This window comes from Cellulophaga omnivescoria (assembly GCF_001999725.1).
GTDB lineage: Bacteria > Bacteroidota > Bacteroidia > Flavobacteriales > Flavobacteriaceae > Cellulophaga > Cellulophaga omnivescoria.
Genome location: NZ_MDDP01000048.1, coordinates 195,561 through 201,560, shown reverse-complemented (window position 1 = coordinate 201,560; position 6,000 = coordinate 195,561). Strand labels below are relative to the sequence as shown.

The following is a 6,000-nucleotide window of genomic DNA, read 5'->3' as shown; positions in this document are numbered from 1 at the left end:
ATCTTTTATTTTTTTCTTTATTTTGTTTTTTTTTGCGTGCGTCCCCTTTTATGTTGTTTTTTATTTTTTATAAAAACTAAGGTTAAAAATTTTTTAGAATAAGATGTAATAAAAAAGACCGCACTTTTTAGTGCAGCCTTTTATATTTACTTGTAACTTATAAACTACTAATAAAGAACTCTAAATTTAATAGTGTTTTCCACCTTTTTTAAAGCCTTAATAACCTCTTTGTTATACTTTTTATCTAGGTCTGTAATTACATATCCAACTTCACTATCTGTAGATAAGTACTGACCGGTAATATTCATTTCATACTCTGCTAAAACCTTATTTATTTTAGCCATTATACCCGGTACGTTTTTGTGTATGTGTAAAAAACGATGTGCATTAGTTTGCCTTGGCAAGCGTATACTAGGGAAATTTACTGCATCTACGGTATTACCAGAGTTAATATACTCCATAATTTTATTAGGTACAAAATCTGCAATATCTCTTTGCGCTTCTTCTGTACTACCTCCAACATGCGGTGTTAATATTACGTTATCTAACCCTTGCAACTCAGTAAAAAACTCACCATTACTACGTGGCTCTTCTGGGTAAACATCTACTGCTGCCCCACCAATTTTACCACTTTTTAATGCTACTACTAATGCTTGTATATCTACTACAAAACCACGAGATAAATTAATAAGCATAGCACCATTTTTCATTTGGTTAATTTCACGCTCACCAATAAAGTTCTTGTTTGCTTTATTATCATCAATATGTAATGTTACCACATCAGACACATTAAGTAAATCTTCTAAAGTATTACATTTTGTAGCATTACCAAGCGCTAATTGGTCATTAACATCATAATAATACACACGCATACCAATAGCCTCTGCTAAAACAGATAATTGTTTACCTATATTACCATAACCAACAATTCCTAAGTTTTTACCACGTACTTCTCTAGAGTTAACTGCTGTTTTATTCCATTGCCCGCTGTGAATTTCCTGACTCCTAGGAAATACATTACGCATTAAGGTTATAATTTCTCCAATAGCCAACTCTACAACAGAACGTGTATTACTATAAGGCGCATTAAATACAACTACACCTCTTTTTTTAGCACTCTCTAGATCTATTTGCGTAGTACCAATACAAAATGCACCAACTACTAAAAGTTTATCTGCAGCCTCTAATACTTTTTTGGTTACTTGTGTTTTAGAACGAATACCTAAAACGTGTACTCCTTTTAATTTTTCTATTAATTCATCTTCCGGTAGACTGTGTTTTACAAGTTCTACAGAAAAACCGTCTTCAGATAAATTATGAAATGCTGCCGGATGCACATTTTCTAGCAACAATATTTTTATTCTGTTTTTTGGGTATGATATTTTTCGTGGCAAATCATTTACAAACAAAAACTCATCCATATTAGGTGTAACGTGATCTGCATTTGTTGTAGCTTTATCTCTACTTACATTTTCTGTATATGCAAAAAACTTATCTGCAATTCCAGCTTCACGCATTACATAATCACTATACCCATCTCCTATTACTTGTACCTCACCATCTAGGTCTAAGTTTTTAAGACACTCTATTTTACCGTTGTGAGATGCCAAAACATTAGCCTCATCAAAACCAATAATATTACCATCCGCATCAAACTTAAAAGTATTTGCATATACTTTATTAGATGGTATGTTGTATTCTTCAACTATAGGATCTATAAACTCTTTAAATCCGCAAGAAATAACATAAATATCATCAGAATAGTTATGAAAAAATTCTTTATTAGTTTCAATAGACTTAGATATTTTATCTCTAAGTTCTGCTACCAATTGTGTTAAATGGCTTTTATGCGCATTAAGTAGTTTTATGCGTTTTTCTAAGGACTCTGTAAAGGAGATATCGCCATCTATTCCTAGGTTGGTAATTTCTTGTATTTCTTTAATAATTTCTTCTTTGTTAGCATTACCTTGTAATGTAATTTCAGCTAAAACATCTAAAGCTTCAACTCTGGTTAGCGTGCTATCAAAATCAAAAACATATTTTCTCCCTTGGTCTACCATTTTTAAAAAATTTAAGTAGTAAAAGTAAAAAATATTAGTGTGATAGTTGCTAAGTAAAAAGTAAAATTAAAGCAAAAAAGGCGTATCATCACATATGCTATAAAAATTGTTTTTTAAGCCCCTTTAAATTAAGAATATGATAATAAAATTAAAACCAACGACGCACTTTTTTTGTGTAAGATGTGTATTCTTTACCAAATTTTTGGGTTAGCATTTTTTCTTCTGGCAATATTTGGTAAGCGTTCATATAAGATACAAATGCAGCTGCTAAAAGCATATTAAAAGCATTACTTAAAAATAAACCCCAAGCAATTAATAACAAAAGCATTGCTAAATACATTGGGTTTCTGGTAAATTTGTATATACCAGTAGTTACTAATGTATTTGTCTTCTCTAAATTTTTAGGATCTACAGTAGTTTTGGCTTTAAAAAATTTATATGTTGATGCCGCTAAAACCAAAAGCATAACCACTAACAAACCTTTTAAAAGCATTGTTCTTCCAAAAAAGTCAAAAACACCAAAAGGTAAAAATCTTGCTAAAACGTACATAAACAAACCAAAAATAAAAACAACTACTACCGGCGGAAGCTTTAAAGACATATTAAATATTTAAGAAAATAAAATTACTACTTTTGCACTTGGTTTTTAAAAAATTTAATGTAAAATTTTACAAAAACACTCCTAATTACAAATAATGAAAATAGTATTTGCCACACATAACGCTAATAAATTTAAAGAGGTACAAGCCTTAGTTCCTAAAAACATTACACTTGTCTCTTTAACAGATATTGGTTGTTTTGATGATATACCAGAAACAGCAGATACTATAGAAGGCAATGCTATACAAAAGGCAAATTATGTTACAGAAAAGTACAACTTACCTTGTTTTTCTGATGATACTGGTTTGCTTGTAAATGCTTTAAATGGTGAACCCGGAATTTATGCTGCTCGTTACGCCGGAGAACAGAAAAGTGCAGAAGACAATATGGCAAAACTTTTACAAAAGTTAGGAGACAACCCAAACAGAGAAGCACATTTTAAAACAGTTATAGCTCTGCAAATTAATGGTGAGCAACATATTTTTACTGGTATCGTAAATGGTTCTATTACACAAAGTAAACAGGGCACAGATGGTTTTGGATACGATCCTATTTTTACTCCCGAAGGATATAACAAAACATTTGCACAATTACCGCTAGAAACAAAAAACAAAATTAGCCACAGAGCAAAGGCTACAATACAGCTAATTACTTTTTTAAAACAATACAATTATGGCTAAGCAAACAGTAGAAGTTTCTGTAGCATCTGAACGTGCCGAGGCATATGGTGGTGTACTTATTGCTTTTTTTGCCGCACTTATGGCAATTTCTCAGTTAGTAAACGGAGAATTAGAAGAAGAAATGATGATTGCACACAACAAATTGGTTAATTATTCTAGTTGGTATCAGTCTAAAAGCATAAAAGAAAGTTTAAAAGAAAGTGAATTAGACAACCTAGAAGCTCTTTTGTACACTAATGCCGTTGCTGAAGAAAAAAGAGATTTTGTGTACAGTAAAATAGAAAAAACCAAAGCACAAATAAAAAAGTACAAGGCAGAAAAACACGAAATTTTAATTGGTTCTAAAAACATTGAAAAAAAAGATTGGACTCAAGACTTAGATGGCAAAATGGGCGTAATTACTGGCATTAACGAGTGGAAAGTACTAGCACAAAAATATGATATAGCTACCCGTAAGTTTGATTTTGGAGTTCTTTTTTTTCAAATAAGTATTGTTTTAGGTGCCGTTTGCATAATAATTTATGACAATCCTACATTGCAAAAATCACTAGTTGCTTTAATGATTATTTTTGGGGTAATTGGTGTTATTTTATCTATTTACGGCTATAGTCTTGCTCCTTAAATATAACTATTACTTATGTTGTATGGTTATTCAAAATATTTAAAGTACTTTTGCAGCTTATTAAAAAACGCCGCTGGTATAGCATGTGTTACTCTGAGTTATAATATGATAAACGCTCTATGTAACATACATATTTGCGATTAAGAATAACATATTATGACAAAATTTGAAGCATTAGGGCTAGATAAGTCCCTACTTGATGCTATTGTAGATCTTGGATTTGAATCTCCATCAGAAGTACAAGAAAAAGCAATTCCAATCCTTTTAAACCAAGAAACAGACCTTGTAGCATTAGCACAAACTGGTACCGGTAAAACAGCTGCTTTTGGTTTTCCGTTAATTCAGAAAATTGATACAAGTAGCAGAACTACTCAAGGATTAATACTATCTCCTACACGTGAACTTTGTTTACAAATTACTAATGAACTAAAAGCGTATTCTAAATACGAAAAAGGTCTTAACGTTGTTGCAATTTACGGTGGTGCTAGTATTACAGAGCAAGCAAACCAAATTAGAAGAGGAGCACAAATAGTTGTTGCTACTCCTGGTAGAATAAAAGATATGATTAGCCGTGGTATGGTTAACATATCTAAGTTAGATTACTGTGTATTAGATGAAGCGGATGAAATGTTAAATATGGGCTTCTATGAAGACATAAAAGACATTTTATCTAACACTCCAGATGAAAAATTTACGTGGTTATTCTCTGCAACAATGCCAAGAGAAGTATCTACAATTGCTAAAAAATTCATGCACAACCCACAAGAAATTACTGTGGGATCTAAAAATGCAGGTGCAACTACCGTACAACATGAGTATTATGTTGTTGGTGGTAGAGATAGATACCCTGCATTAAAAAGATTAGCAGATACCAACCCAGATATATTTTCTGTTGTTTTTTGTAGAACCAAAAGGGACACGCAAAGGGTTGCCGAAAAATTAATTGAAGACGGTTACAATGCCGGTGCTTTACACGGAGATTTAAGTCAAAACCAAAGAGATTTGGTAATGAGCGCTTTTCGTAAAAAACAAATACAAATGCTTGTTGCTACAGATGTAGCCGCACGTGGTATAGATGTAGATGACATTACACACGTAATAAACTACCAATTACCAGATGAAATTGAAACCTATACACACCGTAGTGGGCGTACTGGTAGAGCAGGAAAATCTGGTGTATCTATGGTAATTGTTACTCGTAGTGAACTACGTAAAATAAAAGCTTTAGAGAAAAAATTACAAACAGAATTTTTATCAAAAAAGATTCCTACAGGGATGGAAATTTGTGAAATTCAGTTATACCATTTAGCAAACAAAATAAAAAATACAGAAATTAATGAAGAAGTAGAAAACTACTTACCTGCAATTAATGATGTATTAGAGGGTGTAGACAGAGAGGAACTAATTAAAAAAATAGTTTCTGTAGAGTTTACTCGTTTCTTTGACTATTACAACAAAACTAAGGACCTTAACACGTCGGACCGAGGAGAAAGAGGTGAGCGTGAAGGTCGTAGCAGAGACAAAGCAGAAATACCTACTAGTGGTTCTGTGCGTTACTTTATTAATGTTGGTGAGCGCGATGATTATGATTGGATGACATTGAAAGATTTCTTAAGAGATACTGTTGGTCTTGGTAAAGAAGATGTGTTTAAAGTAGATGTTAAGGAAAGTTTCTCTTTCTTTAATACAGATGCAGAACACACAGAAAAAGTCCTAGCCACATTTACAGAGTTTAAAGTAGATGGCAGATTTGTTAACGTAGAAATTTCTAACAACCCTGGAGGTGGCGGTGGTCGCGGAAGAGGTGGTAGAGGTCGCGGAGACAGAGGCCGTTCTTCATCTTCTCGAGGAAGAGATAATAGAGGTGGCGGAGACAGAGGTCGTTCTCGCAATAAAGACAGTAGAGGAAGCCGTGATAGCGGCGGAAGCTATGGTAACAAAAGAAGTAAAAGAAGATACTAAGCTTTTAAGTTAATAGAATATTAAAAATACGCTTCGGCGTATTTTTTTTTGTTTATTTACCACCTCTAATCAAAAA

The 6,000-nt window shown here is 32.6% G+C and carries 5 protein-coding genes; 3 read left to right on the top strand and 2 right to left on the bottom strand.

The annotated features are described in order from the left end of the window. Positions 1–167: 167 nt before the first annotated feature. The gene (gene serA, locus BFJ87_RS15135) at positions 168–2,060 is read right to left on the bottom strand and encodes a phosphoglycerate dehydrogenase (RefSeq protein WP_077406512.1); all 1,893 of its coding nucleotides are present in this window, start codon (positions 2,058–2,060) and stop codon (positions 168–170) included. A gap of 148 nt (positions 2,061–2,208) precedes the next feature. Then, positions 2,209–2,661, bottom strand: coding sequence for a methyltransferase family protein (locus BFJ87_RS15130; protein ID WP_077406509.1), 453 nt, complete (start codon positions 2,659–2,661; stop codon positions 2,209–2,211). A gap of 94 nt (positions 2,662–2,755) precedes the next feature. Between BFJ87_RS15130 and BFJ87_RS15125 the strand changes: the two genes are divergently transcribed. The 3 genes from BFJ87_RS15125 (at position 2,756) to BFJ87_RS15115 (ending at position 5,924) form a co-directional block, all read left to right on the top strand. After that, positions 2,756–3,340, top strand: coding sequence for a non-canonical purine NTP diphosphatase (locus BFJ87_RS15125; RefSeq protein WP_077406506.1), 585 nt, complete (start codon positions 2,756–2,758; stop codon positions 3,338–3,340). Next, entirely contained in the window at positions 3,333–3,962 is a 630-nt protein-coding gene (locus tag BFJ87_RS15120; RefSeq protein ID WP_077406504.1) for a DUF4337 domain-containing protein, read from the top strand. The genes BFJ87_RS15125 and BFJ87_RS15120 overlap by 8 nt, the downstream gene beginning before the upstream one ends. A gap of 156 nt (positions 3,963–4,118) precedes the next feature. After that, a complete protein-coding gene (locus tag BFJ87_RS15115) occupies positions 4,119–5,924 on the top strand; it encodes a DEAD/DEAH box helicase (RefSeq protein WP_077406501.1) in 1,806 nt (601 codons plus the stop codon). Positions 5,925–6,000: the final 76 nt, after the last annotated feature.

Bases quoted from the DNA above. Each gene is read 5' to 3' on its own strand.
- BFJ87_RS15115 (WP_077406501.1), top strand. From the start codon at position 4,119: ATGACAAAATTTGAAGCATTAGGGCTAGATAAGTCCCTACTTGATGCT.
- serA (WP_077406512.1), bottom strand. From the start codon at position 2,060: ATGGTAGACCAAGGGAGAAAATATGTTTTTGATTTTGATAGCACGCTA.
- BFJ87_RS15125 (WP_077406506.1), top strand. From the start codon at position 2,756: ATGAAAATAGTATTTGCCACACATAACGCTAATAAATTTAAAGAGGTA.
- BFJ87_RS15130 (WP_077406509.1), bottom strand. From the start codon at position 2,661: ATGTCTTTAAAGCTTCCGCCGGTAGTAGTTGTTTTTATTTTTGGTTTG.
- BFJ87_RS15120 (WP_077406504.1), top strand. From the start codon at position 3,333: ATGGCTAAGCAAACAGTAGAAGTTTCTGTAGCATCTGAACGTGCCGAG.